16 protein-coding genes are annotated in these 21,627 nt (G+C 71.5%); 15 read left to right on the forward strand and 1 reads right to left on the reverse strand.

From position 1 onward, the window contains the following. Window positions 1–39 precede the first annotated feature (39 nt). The 7 genes from AC0NZQ_RS12960 (at window position 40) to AC0NZQ_RS12990 (ending at window position 9,786) form a co-directional block, all read left to right on the forward strand. On the forward strand, window positions 40–1,446 hold the full coding sequence (locus AC0NZQ_RS12960) for a M1 family metallopeptidase (protein ID WP_474530260.1): 1,407 nt from the start codon (window positions 40–42) through the stop codon (window positions 1,444–1,446). Window positions 1,447–1,471: 25 nt separating this feature from the next. Beyond that, a complete protein-coding gene (locus AC0NZQ_RS12965; protein WP_474530261.1) occupies window positions 1,472–2,881 on the forward strand; it encodes a M1 family metallopeptidase in 1,410 nt (469 codons plus the stop codon). 21 nt (window positions 2,882–2,902) lie between these two features. After that, on the forward strand, window positions 2,903–4,816 hold the full coding sequence (locus AC0NZQ_RS12970; RefSeq protein WP_474530262.1) for a TIGR03960 family B12-binding radical SAM protein: 1,914 nt from the start codon (window positions 2,903–2,905) through the stop codon (window positions 4,814–4,816). Between the two features lie 178 nt (window positions 4,817–4,994). Beyond that, a complete protein-coding gene (locus AC0NZQ_RS12975) occupies window positions 4,995–5,264 on the forward strand; it encodes a metal-sensitive transcriptional regulator (RefSeq protein ID WP_474530263.1) in 270 nt (89 codons plus the stop codon). A gap of 79 nt (window positions 5,265–5,343) precedes the next feature. Further along, a complete protein-coding gene (locus AC0NZQ_RS12980) occupies window positions 5,344–7,557 on the forward strand; it encodes an MMPL family transporter (protein ID WP_474530264.1) in 2,214 nt (737 codons plus the stop codon). A 26-nt stretch (window positions 7,558–7,583) separates the two neighbouring features. Further along, window positions 7,584–8,051, forward strand: coding sequence for a DUF302 domain-containing protein (locus tag AC0NZQ_RS12985; RefSeq protein ID WP_474530265.1), 468 nt, complete (start codon window positions 7,584–7,586; stop codon window positions 8,049–8,051). Between the two features lie 238 nt (window positions 8,052–8,289). Then, window positions 8,290–9,786 (forward strand): alpha-L-arabinofuranosidase B, encoded by a 1,497-nt coding sequence (locus AC0NZQ_RS12990; RefSeq protein WP_474531390.1) that lies wholly within the window; start codon window positions 8,290–8,292, stop codon window positions 9,784–9,786. Window positions 9,787–9,860: 74 nt separating this feature from the next. Here the strand turns inward: AC0NZQ_RS12990 and AC0NZQ_RS12995 are convergent, their stop codons facing one another. After that, window positions 9,861–12,512, reverse strand: a complete 2,652-nt coding sequence (locus AC0NZQ_RS12995; RefSeq protein ID WP_474530266.1) for an MSCRAMM family protein — start codon at window positions 12,510–12,512, stop codon at window positions 9,861–9,863. Between the two features lie 127 nt (window positions 12,513–12,639). Between AC0NZQ_RS12995 and AC0NZQ_RS13000 the strand changes: the two genes are divergently transcribed. The 8 genes from AC0NZQ_RS13000 to AC0NZQ_RS13035 all read left to right on the forward strand — a co-directional run bounded on the left by AC0NZQ_RS13000 (window position 12,640) and on the right by AC0NZQ_RS13035 (window position 21,608). Further along, the gene (locus AC0NZQ_RS13000; RefSeq protein ID WP_474530267.1) at window positions 12,640–13,446 is read left to right on the forward strand and encodes a TIGR03936 family radical SAM-associated protein; all 807 of its coding nucleotides are present in this window, start codon (window positions 12,640–12,642) and stop codon (window positions 13,444–13,446) included. A 174-nt stretch (window positions 13,447–13,620) separates the two neighbouring features. Then, entirely contained in the window at window positions 13,621–16,659 is a 3,039-nt protein-coding gene (locus tag AC0NZQ_RS13005) for a translation initiation factor IF-2 N-terminal domain-containing protein (protein WP_474530268.1), read from the forward strand. A 121-nt stretch (window positions 16,660–16,780) separates the two neighbouring features. Next, window positions 16,781–17,092, forward strand: coding sequence for a 50S ribosomal protein L21 (gene rplU, locus AC0NZQ_RS13010; RefSeq protein WP_474531391.1), 312 nt, complete (start codon window positions 16,781–16,783; stop codon window positions 17,090–17,092). A gap of 12 nt (window positions 17,093–17,104) precedes the next feature. Then, window positions 17,105–17,350 carry a 50S ribosomal protein L27 gene (gene rpmA, locus AC0NZQ_RS13015; RefSeq protein ID WP_474530269.1) on the forward strand — a complete coding sequence of 82 codons (246 nt, stop codon included), beginning with the start codon at window positions 17,105–17,107 and terminating at the stop codon, window positions 17,348–17,350. A gap of 79 nt (window positions 17,351–17,429) precedes the next feature. Continuing rightward, the gene (gene obgE / locus AC0NZQ_RS13020; RefSeq protein WP_474530270.1) at window positions 17,430–18,929 is read left to right on the forward strand and encodes a GTPase ObgE; all 1,500 of its coding nucleotides are present in this window, start codon (window positions 17,430–17,432) and stop codon (window positions 18,927–18,929) included. Then, on the forward strand, window positions 18,926–20,017 hold the full coding sequence (gene proB, locus AC0NZQ_RS13025; protein WP_474530271.1) for a glutamate 5-kinase: 1,092 nt from the start codon (window positions 18,926–18,928) through the stop codon (window positions 20,015–20,017). The genes obgE and proB overlap by 4 nt, the downstream gene beginning before the upstream one ends. Before the next feature lie 38 nt (window positions 20,018–20,055). Further along, window positions 20,056–20,328 carry a LapA family protein gene (locus tag AC0NZQ_RS13030; protein WP_474530272.1) on the forward strand — a complete coding sequence of 91 codons (273 nt, stop codon included), beginning with the start codon at window positions 20,056–20,058 and terminating at the stop codon, window positions 20,326–20,328. Window positions 20,329–20,348: 20 nt separating this feature from the next. Continuing rightward, window positions 20,349–21,608: a glutamate-5-semialdehyde dehydrogenase gene (locus tag AC0NZQ_RS13035; protein ID WP_474530273.1), complete on the forward strand. Its 1,260-nt coding sequence runs from the start codon at window positions 20,349–20,351 to the stop codon at window positions 21,606–21,608. Window positions 21,609–21,627 lie beyond the last annotated feature (19 nt).

The raw sequence follows: 21,627 nt of genomic DNA on the forward strand, positions 1-21,627 counted from the left end.
CCCCTGGAAGATCATCGGCCCAGCTGTCACGATCTGCGCATGCGACGCCCCCGTCTCGCGCTGTCCCTGGCTGCCGTGCTGACCCTCTCCCTCGCTCCGGCCGTCTCGGCGGCCGCCCCCGCCCCGAGCGCGGGCGCCACCGGCGCGGGAGACCGCTACTACCCGCGGCAGGGCAACGGCGGCTACGACGTCTCGTCCTATGCGCTGGCGCTGAGCTACGCCACCAACCCCAAGCGCCTCTCGGGGACCGCGACGATCCGGGCCCGCGCGACGCAGGCGCTGTCCCGGTTCTCGCTGGACCTGCGCCGCAACCTGCGCGTCAGCTCACTGACCGTGGACGGTGTCCCGGCGTCGCTGTCGCGGCCGAAGTCGCTGGTGCAGGAGCTGCTCGTCCGACCCCGGACGGCGCTGCCGCGCGGCAAGGCCTTCACCGTCGTCGTCCGCTACGCCGGCAAGGTCGCCGCGCTGCGGGACCCCAACGGCTCGCTGGACGGCATGGTCACGACCAAGGACGGCGCCGTCGTGGTCGCCGAACCGCAGGGCGCGCCGACCTGGTACCCGGTCAACGACACTCCCCGGGACAAGGCGACCTACAGCGTCACGATCTCGGTGCCGAAGTCCCTCGTCGCGGTCTCCAACGGCGTCTATGGCGGTCGCACCACCGCCGGTGCCCGGACCACGTACCGGTGGGCACAGACCCAGCCCGTCTCGAGCTACCTGGTGACGCTCGCGATCGGGAAGTTCGCCGTGCGTACCGGCAAGACCGCCTCGGGCATCCCGTACTTCAACGCCGCCGACCCGACCCAGCGCGGCGCTCTGAAGCGACTCGCCGGGACGCCGAAGATCATCGAGTACTTCGCCTCGAAGTTCGGCCGCTACCCGTTCTCGGCGACCGGCGGCATCGTGGAGAACGCCTCGTTCCTCGGCTACGCGCTCGAGACGGCGTCGCGTCCGGTCTACGACCGCACCCCGTCGGTGCAGACGCTGGCCCACGAGCTCGCGCACCAGTGGTTCGGCGACAGCGTCACCCTCAAGCGCTGGCGCGACATCTGGCTCAACGAGGGTTTCGCTCAGTTCGCCATGTGGCTCTGGGACGAGCACCGCGGGGTGAAGTCGGCGCGGACCTACTACCGGCAGCTCATGGCCGTGCCCGCCTCGAACACTCGGGTCTGGAATCCGCCACCGGGCAATCCGCGATCGGCGGCGAACGTCTTCGCCGGCTCGGTCTACAACCGCGGCGCGGCCACCCTGCAGGCACTGCGCCAGAAGGTCGGCGACAGGGTCTTCTTCCGCATCCTGCGTGGCTGGGCCGCCGCGCACCGCTACGGCAATGCCAGCGTGCCGCAGTTCACCGCCTATGCGGCGAAGGTCTCCGGACGCAACCTCACCGGCTTCTTCCGGGAGTGGCTCTACCGCTCCGGCAAACCCCGCCAGGGTCACAGATAGCTCCTACGTAGGGCATGATCGGGCGATGCGGACGAAAGCTGCTCTCGTCGTCATCTCCGTTGCTGCCACCGCTGTCGCCCTCGCTCCGGCGGCTGAGGCCCGGGGCTACGCCGGCGGTCCCGTCGCCGGCTCCGGGGGAGGCGGCGACAGCTACTTCCCCCGTCAGGGCAACGGCAGCTACGACGTCTCGTCCTACCGGCTCGCCATCGGCTACACCCCCGCGTCGAAGCGGCTGACGGGCACGGCGCACGTCACGGCACGGGCCACCGCGACGCTGCGCAGCTTCCACCTGGACCTGCGGCGCAACCTGGTCGTCTCGTCGGTTCACGTGAACGGCCGCAAGGCCCACTTCTCGCAGCCCGCCGCGCAGGTGCAGGAGCTGGTGATCCGTCCCGCGACGAACCTCCGCAAGGGGCACCGTTTCACCGTGACCGTCCGCTACGCCGGCACCGCCAAGCCCGTCACGGACCCCGACGGCTCGCTGGACGGCTTCATCCCCACCGACGACGGCGCCTTCGTCGCCGGGGAGCCGCAGGGGGCCCCGACCTGGTATCCGGTCAACGACACCCCGCGGGACAAGGCGACCTACCGTGTCGCCGTCACCGTGCCGAAGGGTTTGGTCGGGGTGTCGAACGGTCGCCTGCTCGGTCATCGCAGCCACGCCGGGAAGACGACCTGGTCCTGGCGCCTGGACAAGCCGGTCTCCAGCTACCTCGTCACCGCCTCGATCGGGAAGTTCCAGCTGACTCGGGGGCGCACGCCGCGGGGAGTGCCGTACCTGATCGCCGTCGACCCGACCCAGGCGGCGAAGTCCGCGCCGGTGCTGGCCAAGCTGCCGAGCGCGCTGGACTGGCTGACCTCCGTCTACGGCCGCTACCCCTTCGGTGAGAGCGGCGCCATCGTGGACAACGCCCCGCAGGCCGGCTACGCGCTCGAGACGGCCACCCGGCCGGTCTTCGACCGGGCCCCGGATCTCGACACCCTCGTCCACGAGCTCGCCCACCAGTGGTTCGGCGACGACGTCACCGTCGCCGCGTGGCGCGCTATCTGGCTCAACGAGGGCTTCGCCGAGTTCTCGTCCTGGTACTACGACGAGACCCACGGCGGCGACTCGACCGCGACCCACCTCGCCGCGCTGCTCGCCAAGCCGGCCAGCGACACCGACGAGTGGAACCCGCCGCCCGGCAACCCCGGCTCCGGCGCCGGGATCTTCGCCGGTTCGGTCTACGACCGCGGGGCCGGCACCCTGGCGGCGCTGCGGCAGAAGGTCGGCGACCGGACGTTCTTCACCATCCTGCGCGGCTGGCTGCGGCAGCACCCCTACGGCAACGCCACCGTCGGGCAGTTCACTGCCTACGCCGAGCGGGTGGCGCGGCAGGACCTGACGCCGTTCTTCTTCCAGTGGCTCTACAAGAAGGGCAAGCCGAGCGCCTGAGGACACGTACACTCGGTCGACGTGTCCGTCGAGTCGCTCTTTCCCCGCCTGGAACCGCTGCTCCCGCTGGTGAGCAAGCCGATCCAGTACGTCGGTGGCGAGCAGAATGCCCGCAGCAAGGACTGGGACTCGGTCACCGTCCGGTGGGCGTTGATGTACCCCGACGCCTACGAGGTCGGCCTGCCCAACCAGGGCGTGCAGATCCTCTACGAGGTCCTCAACGAGCGTGACGACGCGCTCGCGGAGCGAACCTACGCCGTCTGGCCGGATCTCGAAGCGCTGCTGCGCGAGCACGGCCTGCCGCAGTTCACGGTCGACGCCCACCGTCCGGTCGGCGCCTTCGACCTGCTCGGCGTCTCGTTCTCGACCGAGCTCGGTTACACCAACCTGCTCACCGCGCTCGACCTCGCCGGCATTCCGCTGCACACCTGCGACCGTGGCGTCGACGACCCGATCGTGGTCGCGGGCGGCCACGCCGCCTTCAACCCCGAGCCCGTCGCCGAGTTCGTCGACGTGGCGGTGCTGGGCGACGGCGAGCAGGCCGTCGGGATCATCACCGAGGTCGTGAAGACCTGGAAGGACGAGGGGCGCCCCGGCGGCCGGGACGAGGTGCTGCTGCGGCTGGCCGCCACCGGTGGCATCTACGTCCCCCGCTTCTACGACGTCAGCTACCTGCCGGACGGCCGCATCGCCGCCGTGACACCGAATCGCGAGGGCGTTCCCGAGCGGGTCAGCAAGCACACAGTCATGAACCTCGACGAGTGGCCGTACCCCAAGACACCGCTGGTCCCGCTGGCCGAGTCGGTGCACGAGCGGATGTCGGTGGAGATCTTCCGCGGCTGCACCCGCGGCTGCCGGTTCTGCCAGGCCGGCATGATCACCCGTCCGGTGCGGGAGCGCAGCATCGACGGCATCGGCGAGATGGTGCGGCAGGGGCTCGCGGCCACCGGCTTCGAAGAGGTCGGGCTGCTGTCGCTCTCCTCGGCCGACCACTCCGAGATCGCGCCGCTGGCCAAGCAGCTCGCCGACCGGTACGAGGACCAGAAGGTCGGCCTGTCGCTGCCCTCCACCCGGGTCGACGCCTTCAACATCGACCTGGCCAACGAGTTCTCCCGCAACGGCCGGCGCTCCGGGCTCACCTTCGCCCCCGAGGGCGGTTCCGAGCGGCTGCGTCGTGTGATCAACAAGATGGTCTCCAAGGACGACCTGATCCGCACCGTCTCGGCCGCCTACGGGCAGGGCTGGCGGCAGGTGAAGCTGTACTTCATGTGCGGCCTGCCGACCGAGACCGACGAGGACGTGCTCGAGATCGCGGAGATGGCGCACGACGTCATCCGCGCTGGCCGCGAGGCCGCCGGGCACAAGGACATCCGTGCGACCGTCTCGATCGGCGGCTTCGTTCCCAAGCCGCACACGCCGTTCCAGTGGGCGGCGCAGGCCTCGCCCGAGGTCGTCGACTCGCGACTGGCCAAGCTGCGCGCCGCCATCAACTCGAACAAGTCGCTGGGCCGCGCCGTCGGCATGCGCTACCACGACGGCGAGCCGTCCATGGTCGAGGGACTGCTGTCGCGCGGCGACCGTCGCGTCGCTGCCGTGATCGAGCACGTCTGGCGGGCGGGTGGTCGCTTCGACGGCTGGTCCGAACACTTCAGCTACCAGCGCTGGCTCGACTCGTGCGTGGCCGTCGGCATCGACATCGGCTGGTACACCACGCGCGAGCGCGATGGCGACGAGGTGCTGCCCTGGGATCACCTCGACTCCGGCCTGGACAAGCAGTGGCTCTGGGACGACTGGCAGGACGCGCTGGAGGAGTTCGAGCAGGACGACTGCCGCTGGACGCCCTGCTTCGACTGCGGGGTCTGCCCCAACCTCGGCACCGACATCCAGGTGGGGCCGACCGGGCGCTCGCTGCTGCCGCTGGCCGCGAAGTCGTAGCAGTCCGTGGCTTTGGGCAGCTCGTTGTACGCCCAGCGGGCCGGCGCAGCCGTGCGGCGCCGTCAATGGCGCGACTCGACCCGGCAACAGGTCGCAGGGGGGCCTCGCTGGCGCTCGGGTTTCGCCGGCCGGGGGTCGCGCTTGCTGGATACCCCATGGGGTATGTACGGTGCGAGTTGTGAAGATCGAAGCCGAGGCGACGGACGCCGTCGTCAAGCGACTGCGCCGAATCGAGGGTCAGGTCGGCGGCATCATCAAGATGCTGGAGGACGGCCGCGACTGCGAGGAGGTCGTCACCCAGCTCGCGGCGGTCAGCCGCGCCCTGGACCGCGCCGGTTTCACCCTGCTCTCGACCGGCATGCGCCAGTGCATGACCGCCGTGGCCAATGGCGAGTCGGAACCGATGAGCCCCGAGCGCATGGAAAAGCTCTTCCTCTCTCTCGCCTGACCTGCGCAACAGTCCGACCGCCGTCGATGACGTCGGTTCATGACATACCCTGCCCCGTACCGCATAGTGGAGCGACACGATGACCTCGACCCGAACCCGGCCGACCGCGGACCTTCCGTCTGCCACGGACCAAACCCCGAGCCTGCTCGGCCGCCTCGGACGCTGGACTGCGACGCACCTGCGTGCGGTGCTGCTGATGTGGTTGCTGGTGGTGGCGGTCTTCGGCGCGTTCGCGCCGCAGGTGCAGTCAGCGCTCTCCGGTGCGGGCTGGGTCGACTCCGGTAGTCAGTCCGTCGCCGCCCGCGAGGTGATCCAGCGCGAGTTCGGCGGTCAGGGCGCCACCGCGTTACAGGTGGTCGTCCACTCCGGTGCCCGGCCCATCGCCGAGGACCCGGCAGCTCGACGCATCGTGCAGCGAGTCACGCAAGTGCTGACGGCGGATCCGAGGGTGTCGTCGGTAGTCGCCCCGATGCCCGGCGCCACGCTGTCGAAGGACGGCCGGACCGCTGTCGTCCAGGGCGGTGCGGCGGCGGACGCCAACGGCATGGTCCGCGCTGCCGACGATCTCAAGGACCCGTTGGCCGCGCTGGCGACCAAGACGGTGTCAGTGAATCTCACCGGCGACAGCGCGCTGTGGTCGGACTTCAACGCCGTCAATCACGAGGCGATGATTCGCTCCGAGGTGCTCTCCTGGCCGGTCACGATGCTCGTGCTCGTCCTCGCTTTCGGCAGCCTCCTCGCCGCCGGACTGCCGCTGATGCTGACCCTGGTGGGGCTGCTCACCGCGGCGGGTGGGCTCGTCCTCGCCACTCACATCGCTCCGGTCAGCATCTGGGCGCTGAACTTCGCGATGATGTTCGCCCTCGCCCTCGGCATCGACTACGCCCTGTTCCTCGTCGTCCGATTCCGCGCTGCGCTGGCCCGCCGCGGGGCAGGTGGTGACCGACAAGCCGTCGTCGACGCGGTCGCCGAGACCATGGCCACGGCAGGCAAAGCGATCGCATTCTCCGGTATCACCGTGCTGGTATCGCTGTCGACCGTCCTCCTCGTCCCGTCCCCGGCATTCCGGTCCATGGCGCTGGGCATCATGCTCGCCGTCGTCGCCGTGCTCGCTGCCACCCTCACCCTGCTGCCCGCCGTGCTGGGACGGCTCGGCACGAAGGTCGACAAGGGCCGCGTCCCCACCGTGCTCGCGCGCCTGCGTCCCGCGCGCGCCGGGAGTTCGGCTGCTGCCGTTGAGCGCCGCGGCATGGAGCGGCTACTGCACCGCTGGGGCGCAGCGCTTCACCGCCGCCCGTGGCTCGCTGGCGCCCTGGCGCTGGTCGTCCTCGCTCTCGTGGCGGCACCGGCGCTGTCACTGCGAACCGGGATGCCCTCCATCGCGATCGTCCCGGCCGATCAGCAGGCCCGCGCCGGATACCAGGAGATCGTCACAGCCTTCGGCCCCGGTGTTCCCGGCACCCTGCAAGTCGTCACCGACACCCGCGACGCCGACGTCACCCGGCAGGCGCTGCGCAGTGACCCCGGCGTCGCGGCCGTCATGCCCGCGGGCAGAAGCGGCGAGCGCACCATGTTTTTGGCCATCCCCACCACCGACGCCTCCGCGCCGGCCACCGGAGACACTATCGATCGGCTTCGCACGGAGGTGCCGGCCGGGACGCTCATCGGCGGTGCTGCCGCGGAGAACCACGACCTGGAATCCGTGCTGTCGGCGCGAACCCCGCTCGTCTTCGGCCTGCTCGTCGGACTCGGATTCCTGTTGCTCCTCATCGCGCTGGGAAGCCCGCTGGTGGCCTTCGTCGGCAGCGTCACCAACCTGGCCTCGATCGCGGGCGCCTTCGGCGTCGCCAAGCTGATCTTCCAGGACGGTCACCTTTCCGGGCTGTTGCACTTCGAGCCGCAGGGGTTCGTCGACGCATGGGGACCGTTGTTCTTCGGCGCCATGCTCACCGGCGTCGCCATGGACTACACCCTGTTCCTGCTCTCCGCCGTCCGCGAGCACTACGACGCGACCGGCGATCCTCACGAGGCCATGCGTGAGGCGCTGCGAACCTCGGGCAGGGTCGTCGTCGCCGCAGCCGGAGTCATGGTCGCCGTGTTCCTGACCTTCGCTCTCTCCGGGCCGCTGGCCCCGAAGGAGATGGGGGTCGTCCTCGCCGTCGCCGTCTTCCTCGACGCGCTTCTCGTTCGGCTGGTGCTCCTGCCTGTCATCCTCCGCGTCGCCGGCCGCGCCGCCTGGCATACACCGCACTGGCTCGACCGGGCTCTCCCCACAGTCCGCTTCAGCCATTGACCGCGATTCGACCACGAAGAGGAACCATGAACGACTACGGAATGCGCACCACACTCGCGACCGACCTCGCAGCAGCCCGTCCGCTCGTCGAAGCTGCCCTGGCCGCACAAGGCTTCGGCGTCCTGACGGAGATCGACGTCGCCGCCACCATGAAGCAGAAGCTCGACCTGGAGGTGCCCGGCCAACTCATCCTCGGCGCCTGCAACCCATCGCTGGCCCACCGCGCCCTCGGCTCGGAGGAGTCGATCGGGCTACTGCTTCCCTGCAATGTCGTCCTCCGTGACACCGGCACTCCCGACACGCCGTGTACAGCGGTCGAAGCCATCGACCCGGCGGTCATGGTCCGCTTCACCGGAAACACCGAGCTCCAGCCCGTCGCCGACGAAGCGGGTGAGAAGCTGGCCGCAGCCCTCAGGACGCTGGACAGCGCCTTCGCGCCGCCGGAGGTCGTGCCCGAGTCCGCGGGAGGCTGCCGCTTCCCGCGGATGCTGTAGAGCGTTCACACACCGATAGGTGGGGCGTCGCCGAGGCCCGAGCCCGGCGTAAATGAAGCCCGTGATGCGGGTAGATGTCGGAATTGTTTCTTGACTCACTCTTATGTGAGCGATAACACTATTGGGCGCTGTGTCGCCCGACACAGCGCCCACCGCAGATCGGAGTGGACGCGTGGAACAACGTTCGGCAAGCAAGGTCCGGCGCAGGTTCGCCGTGCTCGTCTCGACCGCCCTCGGAATGGCGGCGGCTGCCGCCGTCGCCGGCGTGACCGGTGCCGTACCCGCTGGCGCGGCGACCCAGGGTCCGTGTGACATCTACGCCTCGGGCGGCACGCCCTGCGTGGCGGCGCACGCCACCACGCGGGCGCTCTACGCCAGCTACAACGGTCCGCTCTACCAGGTCCGACGGGCCTCGGATCAGGCGACGCGCGACATCGCCCCGGTCGCGGCCGGCGGGGTCGCCAACAGCGCGACGCAGGACAGCTTCTGCGCCAACACCAGCTGCGTCATCACCAAGATCTACGACCAGTCGGGGCGCGGCAACACGCTGACGCAGGCCCCGGCCGGCGGCTTCAACGGCCCCGCCGCCGGTGGCGCCGACAACCTCGCGCCCGCTGCGGCCGCGCCCGTGACCCTCAACGGAGCCAAGGTCTACGGCGTCTTCGTGGGCCCCGGCACCGGCTACCGAGACAACACCACGAACGGCATCGCCACCGGTGACGACCCCGAGGGCATGTACGGCGTGTTGGACGCCACCCACTACAACGGCGCCTGCTGCTTCGACTACGGCAACGCCGAGACCGACAGCCGCGACGACGGCAACGGCACGATGGAGGCCATCTACTTCGGCAACAACACCGTCTGGGGTCGCGGTCCCGGCGACGGCCCGTGGGTGATGGCCGACCTGGAGAACGGCCTCTTCTCCGGCGCCGACCCGAAGTACAACCCCAACAACCCGTCGATCACCGGTCGCCGGTTCCAGACCGCTCTCGTCAAGGGCGGCGCGAACCAGTGGGCGATACGCGGCGGCAACGCACAGAGCGGCTCGCTCGCCACCTACTGGAACGGTGCGCGCCCGACCGTCGGCGGTTACAACCCGATGGCCAAGCAGGGCGCCATCATCCTCGGCATCGGCGGCGACAACAGCAACGGCGCCTCCGGCACCTTCTACGAGGGCGCGATGACGCGGGGCTACCCGTCGGACGCCACGGAGAACGCGGTCCAGGCCAACCTCGTCGCCGCGAAGTACGCCGCCCCGGCGGCGACCACGCTCACCGCGGGATCCACGGTGTCGCTGCGCGCCACGACCGCGTGCTGCACCTCCGACTACATCCAGCACAGCCAGAGCGACGACTCGGTGTCCATCGCCACGGCCACGACGTCGGCGACGAAGGCCGCCTCCAACTGGGTGGTGCGTGCCGGTCTGGCGAATTCGAGCTGCTACTCCTTCGAGTCGGCCGACAAGCCGGGCAGCTTCCTGCGGCACTACGCCTACCAGGCGCACCTGCAGCCCAACGACGGATCGTCGCAGTTCGCCGCCGACGCGACGTTCTGCCTGCAGCCGGGTAACTCCGGTCAGGGCACGTCGCTGCGCTCCTGGAACTACCCCGACCGGTACCTGCGGCACTACAGCTTCACCGTCTACCTCGCCGGCAACTTCGGCGGGAACGGCGGCGACAGCCTGTCGAACTTCCCCGCCGACTCCTCGTTCGTCATCGGCGGCAAGCTGAGCTGAACCATCGCTTCCCGGTGTCGAGGTCGACGTCGTCCGACGAGGTCGACTCGGCGCCGGGAAGCGTCCGGTCCTGGTCAGCGCAGCTGGACCCCGGTGATGTCGACGTGGGTGTCGGCACCGGACGTCACGGTGACGCCCGGGCTGGCCGCGCAGGTCTCGTCGAACCGAGCGGGGCCGTTCCAGGGGCGGTAGACCCGCGCGTCCTCGGCACAGACCGACCACGTGCCCGGCCGCACGCCGATGATGGTGAAGCGACCGTCGGCGTCCGTGCCGCTGCCCGAGGACGCGTTGGGCAGCGCGGGCTCGAAGCGGACGTAATAGGGGTCCCGCGGGTATCCGGGGAATCCCGGGTACCGCGGCGTGTCAGTCGCGGCGGCACCGGGCACCACGATGCGGCTGTCCGTGACGCCGTTGCCGTGCACGTCCGTCACCCGGCCCGAGATCGTTCCGCCGGGCTGGAGCGTCATGGCAATGGCGGTGGTCTGCTCGGCGGCGACGGTGACGTCGAAGACCCCGTGGCACGCGTCGGCGTAGCCGGTCGGCGAGCCACCGGAGACGGTGGTGCCGAAGACCGAGAAGAGGCAGACGGTGTACGCGCCCGGTCGGACGACGGTCAGCGACGCATGACCGGCAGCGTCGGTCATGGCGGCGGTCACCGTGGTGAACGAGGTGCCGGGCAGCAGCGGCGAGATGTTGCAGCCGGGTTCGTTGCAGGGTGCCAGCGCAACGGCGTCCACTCCGGAGACCGGCTCGCCGGCGGTGTCGCGGACCTCGACCGCGATCGCGGTCGGGGACGGCCGCACCAGTGTCGGCGCGCGTGTGACCTGACCGCGGCGGACGGTGACCGGGTCGACGCAGCCGGTGACATCCACGTCATCCCCGTCTGTGGTGAAGAGCGGGTCGCCGGTGGCGATGCAGACATGCCATCGTCCCGACTCCAGGCTCGGGAGGCGGAACTCGCCGTGGGAATCCGTCGTGTTCCAAGCCCAACGGCCACTGCCGTCGTCGGAGTAGGCGGCGACGTAGCCGCCGGCCGACGGCCGGCCGTCACGGGTGACGACATGGCCGGTAACGGCACCGGCACTCGGCATGGCGATGTCGATGCCGGACCTGATGCGTTTGCCTCGCAGTGCGAAATCGCGACCGGCTCGCCAGCAGGCATCGCCGACTCCGGAGGCCGGCGTGGTGACGGCAGTGCCGAGGGCGCACGCGCTATAGGTGCTCGCAGCCGGCAGGCCGGTGATCCGGAACTGGCCGCGTGCATCGGTGGTGGCAGTCCCGGAGCCCTGCGGGTGACGGGGGTTGCTGTCGTCGGTGTAGACGCGCACCGAGGCGCCCACCACGCGTCGACCTCCCGGACCGGTGACGGTGCCGGTGGCGGCGGCGCCACGTGCCAGCTTGAGGACGCCGAGTGACGTCGCCGAACCGCCGATCGTCAGCTTCGACGGCGCGCACGCAGGGACCCAGCCCGTGCGGGACCCGGCGCTGGTGGCAGGAGTGGCGCAGACCTGGTAGCGGCCAGGCGTGACCCCGACCAGCCGGTACCTCCCCCGCGAGTCGGTGGTGGCGGAGACCTCGTGGAAGGCGCGGCCGTCGGTGGCGTTCACCGTCCCGCGCAGCGGCCGGCCGTCGGCGTCGCGGAGCGTGCCGCTGGCCACGGTGCCGGTGCCGGGTGCCATCGTGATGTCGGCCAGGGCTCCCGCCTGTCCGGCCGCCACCGTGGCGGCTCGGGACGCGCAGGCCGAGTACAGATCGGTGGGTCGCCCCGCGACCCGGGCGTCGATGCCGAGGGCGCAGGGGACGATGGCGTCGCCGGGGTGCATGCCCTTGAAGACATAGCGGCCGTCGGCGTCCGTGTGCGGGCCGTCGCCGGCCACGGTGGGGGAGATGATGGGGCCCCAGTTCAGGACATAGGGCGTGGGCGGCGCGAAGACGTACGGCCTGGCGCCGGCGACCGGCCGGCCCGCGGTGTCGACGACACGGCCGGTGACCATGCTGCCGGCCGGGAGTCGGAACGAGCGGGTGTCGGTACTGGCGCTGCGGATCGTGACGGCGGCATCGCTGAAGGTGTAGCCCGTGGTGTCCGAAACGCCGCCGGTAGCGCGGGCACCGGACGCGCGCAGCTGCCACGTCCCGGTCGGCAGGCCCAGGACGTAGGAGCCGCTGGCGTCGGTCGTGGTCCGGTAGCCGGGGTCGGTGCTGCCGTCGGCCGTGGCAGCGAGGTCTGCACCGGCGAGCGGGTGCCCGTCGGCGTCCGAGACGATGCCCCGCAGCACGCCACGCGGGCCCGGCTTGACGACTGCGGGCGTCGTGAACCGCGCGACGGCGGGCTTCGACGCGCGCCCCGCGCGGTTGACCGCGAAGATCGACACCGCGTAGGTGGTGTCGCGGGCGAGCCGCGACAGCGTGACACTGTGCGCCCGGCGGGACGCCAGGTGCACACCGTGACCGCGGTGCAGGGTCGCCGGTGCCACCGGGCCGCGGGCGTAGCGCACCACGATCTTCCGGTAGGTCGCCGCGCGCGGGTTCGTCCACGCCACGATCTCGGTGGCCCGGCTGCCGTGCGGCGTCGCCTCGTAGCTCAGCGGCGAGCGGGGAGCTGCGGGTCGCGCGACGGCTGCGGCGCGATGACGCTTGTGCGACGGCGCGGTCGCGGTGGCGGGCACGACCGAGACGACGAGTCCGGCGACGGCGCTCGTCACCGTGACGGCAGCGATCAGGCGCACAGCGTCCTCCCCGAGAAACAGCCAAGAATCTCGCACCGTATACCGCGGCAGACCCCCCGACCGCAGGTCGAAGGTCACGGACGAGGCCTCCACAGGCCGCCGAGACGGGTGCGGCAGACTCGCAGTCATGGCACGCCGCGTCCCCGAAGGCCCACCGCCACCGCCGGTGGTGCAGCGGCTACGGCTGCGGTACGCCAAGCGGGGCCGACTGCGCTTCACCTCGCACCGTGACTTCGCCCGGGCCTTCGAGCGGGCACTGCGCCGCGCCGAGGTCCCGATGGCCTACTCGGCGGGCTTCTCGCCGCACCCCAAGATCAGCTACGTCGGCGCCGCGCCGACTGGGGTCGCCAGCGAGGCCGAGTACCTGGAGATCGGGGTCGCCCGCGAGGTGGATCCTGCCCAGCTGCGGGAGGCACTCGACACCGCCCTGCCGCCCGGCCTGGACGTCGACGAGGTCGTCGTCGCCGGACCGGGGTCGCTCGCCGAGCGGATGGACGCCTCGGTGTGGCAGGTCGAGCTCCCCGGCGTGACGGAGGCCGAGGCGCGCCGTGCACTCGACGCCTTCCTGGCCTGCGAGGAGGCCGGGGTGGAACGGCTGACCAAGAGCGGACGCCGCGTCGTGGACACCCGTGGCCCGGTGCTGCGGGCCTCGGTGTCGCAGGCTGCGGCATCGCCGCCGTCGTCCTCGGAGCCGCCCGTCGGCGCGGCTGCCGGCACCCCGGAGACCGGGCGTGCGATACTGACCATGGTCGTACGGCAGGTGACCCCCACCGTCCGACCCGACGATGTCGTAGCCGCGCTGCGCAACGTCGCCGGTCTCGCCCCGGCCGGTCCGCCCATCGCGGTCCGCTTGGCGCAGGGACCGCTCGGCGACGACGGCGCGGTCGGTGACCCACTGGCCATCGACCGGAACTCGGCCACGCCGACGTCGTGAGCACCACGTAGCACAGGCACCACCCCACCGGGCCGACGGCAGACGTCGACCCGAAGCAGACTTCGCGGGATCCGCGGCCGGCCCGACCGGCAGCGGAATTCGCCACAAACCGCCTCTGTGCGGCCGCGGTCCACGTCCGACGTGAACGCGCCCGGAGGCCGATAGGAGCACGTTTTGCCCGGCAAGATCAGAGTGTCAGCCCTGGCCAAGGAACTCGGGATCTCCAGCAAGGAGACCCTGGCCGCCCTCGCCGAGCTCGGCGAGACCGTCAGCAGCGCCTCGTCCTCGGTCACTCCCGAGGTCGCCGACCGCGTCCGCGCGACCGTCCCGGTCATCCCGACGCTGGACGTCGCCGAGACCGCCGCCGAGACCGCCGCCGGCTCACCCGGCGTCCCGGCCGCCGAGGCCGTCGAGGAAGTCCCCGCCGCCGCACCGGCGAAGAAGGCGGCCCGCAAGCGGGCACCGCGCAAGGCCACCGCGCCGGTCACCGATCCCGCAGCCCGGCAGCCGGCCGCAGCGGTCGAGGCCCCGCTCGACTCCGCGGCCGAGCGTGCCGCCGAGACCGCTGCCGGCGGCCCCGCCGACGCGGAGCAAGCGCCGGCGCCGGCGAAGAAGACCGCCCGGAAGCGGGCCGCCAAGAAGGCCGCCCCTGCGGCAGACGCCGAGGCTCCGGCGGGCACCGATGGCGAGGCGCCCGCGACGGCGGCTCCCGGCGTCCTGTTCCTGGCGCCGGACGAGGCCGCCCCCCGGCGCAGTCGTCGCCGCGGCGGCAGGGCGGCGGCCGCCACCGACGAGGCCGCGGTGCCAGAGACCACCGACACGGCCGAGGCCCCCGCCTCGGACAGCCGCGCAGCCGGTCCGGACGGCGCCATCTCGTCCGGGACTGCCGAGAGCGCCGAGAACGCCGAGACCGACGCCGACGAGGTGCGCGAGGTGGCCGCCGAGCAGGCCTCTGGTGCGCGCCGTCGCCGTCGCCGTGGTCGGCGTGGTCGGGGCGGTGGCAACTCCGGCGGTGGTGACGAGACCGGCAACGAGGACGCCGACGCCGAGTCGCACGACAGCGGTGCCGACGAGGCGGAGAGCTCGACCGACACGGCCGAGGACACCGAGACCGGCGAGGACTCCGGCGAGGCCGCGGAGGGCGAGCAGAGCTCGAGCAGCCGCCGCCGTCGGCGGCGCCGGCGCTCCGGTTCCGGCGGTGACAGCGAGTCGCGTGAGGACGGCGGCGAGACCGACGACCCACCGAACACCGTCACTCACGTCCGCGAGCCCAAGAAGAAGAGCAAGGGCGGCGGCGACAGCGACGACGACGGCGTCCGTGGCGTCAAGGGCTCGACCCGCCTGGAGGCCAAGCGGCAGCGCCGCCGGGACGGCCGGGACACCTCGCGTCGCCGGGCCCCGATCCTCACCGAGGCGGAGTTCCTGGCCCGCCGGGAGGCCGTCGATCGGGTGATGGCGGTCCGGCAGAACGGTGACCGCACCCAGATCGCGGTGCTCGAGGACGACGTCCTCGTCGAGCACTACGTGACCCGTGCCAGCGCCACCTCCTACGTCGGCAACGTCTACCTCGGCCGGGTGCAGAACGTGCTGCCCTCGATGGAGGCCGCCTTCATCGACATCGGCAAGGGGCGTAACGGCGTCCTCTACGCCGGCGAGGTCAACTGGGACGCCGCCGGCCTGGAGGGCAAGTCGCGCGCCATCGAGCAGGCGCTGAAGTCCGGGGACTCCGTCCTCGTGCAGGTCACCAAGGACCCCATCGGTCACAAGGGCGCCCGCCTCACCAGCCAGATCTCGTTGCCCGGACGCTTCCTGGTCTACGTCCCCGGTGGCGGCATGACCGGCATCAGCCGCCGACTGCCCGACACCGAGCGGCACCGGCTCAAGGCCATCCTGAAGAAGATCGTCCCGGAGGACGCCGGCGTCATCGTCCGCACCGCGGCCGAAGGTGCGAGCGAGGAGGACCTCACCCGCGACGTCGAGCGGCTGCAGCAGCAGTGGGAGTCGATCTCGGCCAAGGCCGAGACGAAGAAGTCCGCTCCGGTGCTGCTGCACGGCGAGCCGGACCTGGCCATCCGCGTCGTCCGCGACGTCTTCAACGAGGACTTCACCTCGCTCGTGGTCGAGGGTGACGAGGCGTGGACCACCGTCAGCGAGTACGTCGAGGGTGTCGCCCCCGATCTCGCCGAGCGGGTCAGCCGGCACACCAAGGACACCGACCTGTTCCACGACCTGCGCGTCGACGAGCAGCTGATGAAGGCGCTGGACCGCAAGGTCTGGCTGCCCTCCGGCGGCTCGCTCGTCATCGACCGCACCGAGGCGATGACGGTCGTCGACGTCAACACCGGCAAGTTCGTCGGCTCCGGCGGCAACCTCGAACAGACGGTGACCCGCAACAACCTCGAGGCCGCGGAGGAGATCGTCCGGCAGCTGCGGCTGCGCGACGTCGGCGGCATCGTCGTCATCGACTTCATCGACATGGTCCTGGAGTCCAACCGGGAGCTGGTGCTGCGGCGCCTCACCGAGTGCCTGGGCCGCGACCGGACCAAGCACCAGGTGGCCGAGGTGACGTCGCTGGGCCTGGTCCAGATGACGCGCAAGCGCGTCGGCGAGGGACTCCTGGAGGCCTTCAGCGAGCCCTGCGAGCACTGCAAGGGGCGCGGGGTCATCGTCCACGGCGAGCCCGTCGACGAGCACGCCTCGGGCGGCTCCGGCCAGCACGGCTCCGCGCAGCAGGGTTCGGCCGGTGGCGCCGGCGACGATGACCGGCCCAGGGGCAAGCGACGTCGCGGCCGCGGCGGCAACGGTGCCGCGGCGGAGCCCGTCGAGGCCCTGCCCGAGACGAACGACGAGCAGCGTCGCGCCGCCTCAGCCGCCATCGCCGCCATCCACCGGGCCGCGGCAGGCGAGCAGGAGGCCGACGAGCCGACCGACGGCGACGCGTCGCAGGGGGAGGGGAAGGTCGCCGAGCTGGCCACCGACCTCGTCCAGGCGGTCATGGCTGTCGAGGAGGCGGAGGCGACGAGCACGCCGGCCGTGACGTCGCACTCGGAACCAGCCCACGGTGAAACGTCGCACCCTGAACCTGAGATCGATGTTGTCGAGCCGCCTGCTGCGCAGTCGAACGGTGCGTCTTCCGGCGGCGGGACAGGCCGGCGCCGGCGCCGGGCCGCGAGCCGCCCGGCGGGACCACCGGTCCCGACGAGCACGTCCTGACCACCCCGGCCGGACGGGGCGAGGACGTCACTTTGCCTCGGCCGGGCCGGGTGCCGTAATCTGTACGACGGCCCATCACGCGGTGGGCCACTTGCACGTGAACCGAGGAGTTGGAGTCGTGGTGTACGCCATCGTCAAGACCGGCGGCAAGCAGTACAAGGTCGCCGAAGGCGATGTGATCGAGGTCGAGAAGCTCGACGCCGAGGCCGGCGCCCAGGTGTCGCTGGCGGCGATCCTGCTCGTCGACGGTGACTCGGTCACCCACGAGGCCTCGCAGCTCTCGGCCGCCAAGATCACCGCCGAGGTCGTGGACCAGGTCAAGGGTCCGAAGATCCGCATTCACAAGTTCAAGAACAAGACCGGCTACCACAAGCGCCAGGGTCACCGTCAGAAGCTGACCCAGCTGCGCATCACCGGCGTCAGCGCCAAGTAAGGGAGACCCGCCATGGCACACAAGAAGGGCGCATCCAGCTCCCGCAACGGCCGCGACTCGAACCCGCAGTACCTCGGCGTGAAGCGCTTCGGCGGCGAGAGCGTCAAGGTCGGCGAGATCATCATCCGCCAGCGCGGCACCAAGTTCCACCCGGGCACCGGCGTCGGCCGCGGCAAGGACGACACGCTCTTCGCCCTGGCTGCCGGCAGCGTGCAGTTCGGCACCTCGCGCGGCCGCAAGACCGTCAACATCGTCTGAGAAGTACCTCTCGAGGGGGCGGCGCCGGGTCACCGGCTGCCGCCCCTCGTGACTTAAGCACCGAAGGGAAGCGTCCGGCGTGGCCAAGTTCCTCGACCGCGTCATCCTCCACGTCACGGCGGGCAACGGCGCGCACGGCGTCGCCTCGATCCACCGCGAGAAGTTCAAGCCGCTGGGGGGCCCCGACGGTGGCAATGGTGGTCACGGCGGGGACGTGGTCCTGCTCGCCGACACCAACGTCCACACCCTGCTGGACTTCCATCACCACCCCCATCAGCGCGCCGGCAACGGCGGCCAGGGCGCGGGCGGCCACCGCAACGGCGCCAACGGCACCGACCTGACGCTGCGCGTCCCCGAGGGGACGGTCGTCCTCGACGCCGACGGCGAGGTCCTGGCCGATCTCGCGACGCCTGGCATGTCCTTCGTCGCGGCGCAGGGCGGCCGTGGCGGGCTGGGCAACGCGGCGCTGGCGACCGCCAAGCGCAAGGCACCCGGCTTCGCGCTGCTCGGCGAGCCCGGCGAGAGCCGGGACATCGTCCTGGAGCTCAAGAGCGTCGCCGACGTCGGGCTGGTCGGCTTCCCGAGCGCGGGCAAGTCCTCGCTGGTGGCGGCGCTGTCGGCTGCCCGTCCGAAGATCGCGGACTACCCGTTCACCACCCTCGTCCCGAATCTCGGCGTCGTCGCCTCGGCGGGCACGACCTTCACCATCGCCGACGTCCCCGGCCTCATCCCCGGTGCCGCGGCGGGGAAGGGGCTGGGGCTGGACTTCCTGCGCCACGTCGAGCGCTGCGCCGTGCTGCTCCACGTGCTCGACTGCGCCACCCCCGAGCCCGGCCGCGACCCGCTCAGCGACCTCGACGCCCTCGAAGCCGAGCTCGCCCAGTACGAGGGCACCTTCGGCGCGTTGCTGAGCAAGCCACGCCTCGTGGCACTGAACAAGGTCGACGTCCCCGAGGCGCGAGAGCTCGCCGAGATGGTCCGCCCCGAACTGGAGGCACGCGGTCTGGCCGTCTACGAGATCTCCGCCGCCGCCCACCTGGGCCTGCGCGAGCTCACCTTCGCCCTCGCCGCCGCCGTCGAGGCCGACCGCGCCGACCGGGCCGTCCCCGACACCGCCCGCATCGTCCTCACGCCGCGCGCCGTCGACGAGCAGGACTTCACCGTCAGCCCCGACCCGGAGGAGCCCGGCGGCTTCATCGTCCGCGGTGCCAAGCCCGAGCGCTGGGTCAAGCAGACCGCCTTCGACAACGACGAGGCCGTCGGCTACCTCGCCGACCGGCTCGCCCGCCTCGGCGTGGAGAAGAAGCTGGCCGAGCTCGGGGCGGTCCGCGGCGCTGCCGTCACCATCGGGGACGTCCAGTTCGACTTCGAGCCCACCGGCGGCGTCGATGTCGAGGAGTACGTCGAGTTCTCCGGTGCCCGTCGTGGCGCGGACCTCCGGCTGGAGAACGACACGCGCTCGCGGGCCAGCGACCGGCTCGCGGCCAAGCGGGCGCGCCGCGACGGTTTGAGCTGGCAGGACGGCGAGTGGCAGCCCGAGCCCGAGGGCAGCGGCGGCACGGGGGACGCGGACCGGTGAGCCGGGCTGCCGTCGCCGGCGCCGAGCGCACGGTGGTGAAGGTGGGGTCGTCGTCGCTCACGACGGCCGGGCAGCTCGCACCCGCGCGGCTCGACACCGTGGTGGACGCCATCGCCGCCCGCGTCGCCGGCGGCCAGCAGGTGGTGCTCGTCTCGTCGGGGGCGATCGCCGCGGGCATCGCTCCGCTGGGGCTCACTTCGCGGCCGCGCGACCTCGCGACGCAGCAGGCGGCGGCCAGCGTCGGTCAGCTGCTGCTGGCCGAGCACTACGCTGCGGCCTTCGCCCGGCACGGGCTCCGGGTGGGTCAGGTCCTGCTCACCGCCGACGACCTGCACCGTCGCGGGCACTACCGCAACGCCGTGAGCACGCTGGAGCGGCTGCTCAGCTTCGGCGTCGTCCCCATCGTGAACGAGAACGACACCGTCGCCACCCACGAGATCCGCTTCGGTGACAACGATCGGCTCGCCGCGCTGGTGGCGCACGTGGTCCATGCCGACGCCCTGGTGCTGCTCAGCGACGTCGACGGCCTGTACACCGGCAAGCCCGGCCGCCCCGGCTCGCGCTTCATCGCCGAGGTGGGCTCGATGGCCGAGCTGGCCGACATCGACGTCAGTCGCGCCGGTAGCCACGTCGGCTCCGGCGGCATGGTCACCAAGATCGACGCCGCCGCCATCGCCACCAGTGAGGGCATCCCGGTCGTGCTGGCCGACGCCCCTCACATCGCCGAGGCGCTGGCGGGGACGGCCGGCACGCTGTTCCGGCCGGCGGGGGACCGCAGCGCCTCGCGACTGTTCTGGCTGCGGCACGCCACCTCCCCGCGCGGCCGGCTGGAGCTGGACGCCGGGGCGGTGACCGCGGTGGTCCGCCGGCGCAAGTCACTGCTCCCGGCCGGGGTGACGGCGGTGAGCGGCGAGTTCTACTCCGGCGAGCCGGTCGACCTGGTGGGGCCCGACGGTGCGGTCGTCGCCCGCGGACTTGTCGGGTACGACGCCGCCGACCTGCCGCCGCTGCTCGGACATCGCACCAGCGAGCTCCCGCACGAGTTCCGGCGTGAGCTGGTGCACCGGGACGATCTCGTTGTGCTCTAGCTGGTTGTTTACGTCGTAATCTCGGGTATCCCGTCGGCATGACACAGACCCACAACGGCCCGGTTCAGCCGGCCGCCACCCCGGCCCCGTCGAAGAAGAAGCGGAACGTCTCGGTCGGCCAGATCCTGGCCGGCGTGCTGCTCGTCCTCGTGGTGGTCTTCATCGCCGAGAACACCCGCAGCGTCCCGATCCGGTTCATCGCCGGCCCCGAGGTGGACGTCCCGGTGTACCTGGCGCTGCTCATCGCCGCCGTCGTCGGTGCGCTGGTGGGCAGCCTGATGCGGTTCCGGCGTCACCGCAACCACGGCTGAGCCCTGGTTAGGCTGATGCGGTGACCGCCACCGCATCAGCCGACGAGGTCCGCGCCTGCGCGAGCCGGGCACGGGACGCCGCCGCCGAACTTGCTCCGCTGCCGCGCTCGGTGAAGGACGGCGCCCTGCTCGCCATGGCGGAGGCCCTCGTCACCGGTGCCGCCGAGGTCTTGCGCGCCAACGAACGGGACGTGGTCGCAGGTAGCGCCGCGGGTCTCGACGACGGCCTGCTTGACCGGCTGCGACTGACCCCCGAGCGCATCGACGCGATGGCACAGGGTTTGCGCGAAATCGCGCAATTGCCGGACCCGGTCGGCGAGGTGGTCCGCGGCTACACCCAGCCCAACGGGTTGGAGATCCGTCAGGTGCGGGTCCCGTTCGGCGTGGTGGCGATGATCTACGAGGCCCGTCCGAACGTCACCGTCGATGCCAGCGGACTGGCTCTCAAGAGCGGCAACGCGGCCCTGCTGCGGGGGTCGGCCTCGGCGTACGAGACCAACGTCGTCCTCGTCGACATCCTCGCCACGGCGGCGGAGAAGGCGGGCCTGCCCCGTGACGCCGTCCAGCTCGTCCCCGGCACCGATCGCTCCTCGGTGCTGCACCTGCTGCGGGCACGGGGACTGGTGGATCTGGTCATCCCGCGTGGTGGCGCGGGGTTGATCAACCACGTCGTGGCGAACTCGGTCGTGCCGGTGATCGAGACCGGGGTGGGCAATGTCCACGTCTATGTCGACGCGGCGGCCGACCTCGACGTCGCCGAGCGCATCGTGGTGAACTCGAAGACGTCGCGGGTCAGCGTCTGCAACTCGGCCGAGACGCTGCTGGTGCATCGTGCCGTCGCCGAGCAGTTCCTGCCGCGCATCACCGGTGCGCTGCAGGGCGCAGGCGTGGTGCTGCACGGCGACGAGCACTTCGCCAGGCAGCCCGAGGTGCTGCCGGCCACCGACGAGGACTGGGAGCGGGAGTACCTCTCGCTGGACATGGCGGCGCGGGTGGTCACCGACATCGACGAGGCCATCGCGCACATCCGTCGCTGGTCGTCCGGTCACACCGAAGCGATCGTCACCCGCGATCTCGGCGCTGCCCGTCACTTCGTGGCGCGGGTCGACTCCGCCGCGGTCATGGTCAACGCCTCCACCCGGTTCACCGACGGCGGTGAGTTCGGCTTCGGCGCCGAGATCGGCATCTCGACGCAGAAGATGCACGCCCGTGGCCCGATGGGGCTCACCGAGCTGACCTCGACCAAATGGGTCGTCACCGGCGACGGACAGGTGCGGTGACCGCCCGTCGCCGGTGAGC

Source organism: Jatrophihabitans sp. sgz311053 (assembly GCF_056135305.1).